This is a genomic window from Falsiroseomonas sp. RANM36 (genome assembly GCF_056682175.1).
In genome coordinates, this window is record NZ_JBWXTD010000003.1 from 1,833,820 (window position 1) to 1,834,875 (window position 1,056).

Below are 1,056 nucleotides of genomic sequence, written 5' to 3' on the forward strand. Positions count from 1 at the left end.
GTCCACATCCGCCCGCCGCAGATCGGCGGCATGAAGGAGTAGAATCACATGCCGCCGTCTCCGTCGCGCCGCTGCGCATCGCGCGCGGCATCCAGAACAAGGTGCTGGAGGCGATGGCGATGGCGAAGCCGGTGGTCGCGAGCCCGCAGGCCTTCGAAGGCGTGCGGGCCGTGCCGGGCCGCGACCTGCTGGTCGCCGACGGCGCGACGGAAACCGCCGCCCGCGTGCGCGAGGTTCTGGAAGGCGGTCATCCCGGCCTCGGCGCTGCCGGGCGCGCCGCCGTCGCCGCCGGGCATGACTGGAGCGCGACGCTCCGTGCGCTCGATCCGCTGCTGGAGCGGGCCGGCTGAGCCGTGCGGTCAGACCACCGCGCGTCGCAGCCCGAACAGACCGCCGAGCGCGGCAAGCAGCAGCGCCGCCGCGGAGGGTTCCGGCACCACGAAGCCTTCCAGCGCCTTGATCTGCATCGCGAGGCTCGATCCGTTGGGCGTGCCGGTCCAGGTGAAGGTCACCTTGCCGGTCAGCGTGAAGTCGCCGACCACGGCGCCGAACAGCGCCAGGTCCGGCCCGGTGCTGCCGGTGGCGCTGAAGCCGCGCAGCGTCCTGCCCGGACCGGTCGCGGTGAAGACCAGGTCGGTCAGCGTCGCCGTATGCGCCGAGGTCGCGCGCGCCCGGAAACTGAGCGCGTTGACGTCGGAGACCGCGTCATTCGTCCAGCTCTCGCTGTAGTTGCCCAGCGCGAAGGACACGGTGTCGCCGATGCGCGACAGGCTGAAGGCATGGGCCGTGCCGTTGCCCCAGGCGAATTGCCGCTCCGTCGTGGTGCCGAGCGGCGCCGTGTTGGTCGGGAAGATGGTCGGATCCGGCTGGCGCACATGCAGCCCGATCTCGTAGTCGCCATTGGTCGCGCGGTTGCCGATGCGCGCCTGCGCGACGAAGACCTCGCTGGTCGCGGTCGGATAGGCGATGCCGAAGCGCGGCAGCGTGGTGCTTTCATAGACCAGGTCGTTGTTCCCGGTCGCGACGAAGCTCGGCGCCGCCGCGGCGGCGGCCGGG

2 protein-coding genes are annotated in these 1,056 nt (G+C 71.9%); one reads left to right on the top strand and one right to left on the bottom strand.

Translation table 11 applies throughout. The features are described from left to right. The coding region (locus AC1MIR_RS13715) for a glycosyltransferase (protein WP_480028704.1) at positions 1 to 350 on the top strand (350 nt) is incomplete at its 5' end. A 9-nt stretch (positions 351 to 359) separates the two neighbouring features. On the opposite strand, the gene AC1MIR_RS13720 is transcribed toward AC1MIR_RS13715, so the two are convergent. Next, positions 360 to 1,056: choice-of-anchor W domain-containing protein (locus AC1MIR_RS13720; protein WP_480028705.1), on the bottom strand; the 697-nt coding region annotated here is incomplete at its 5' end.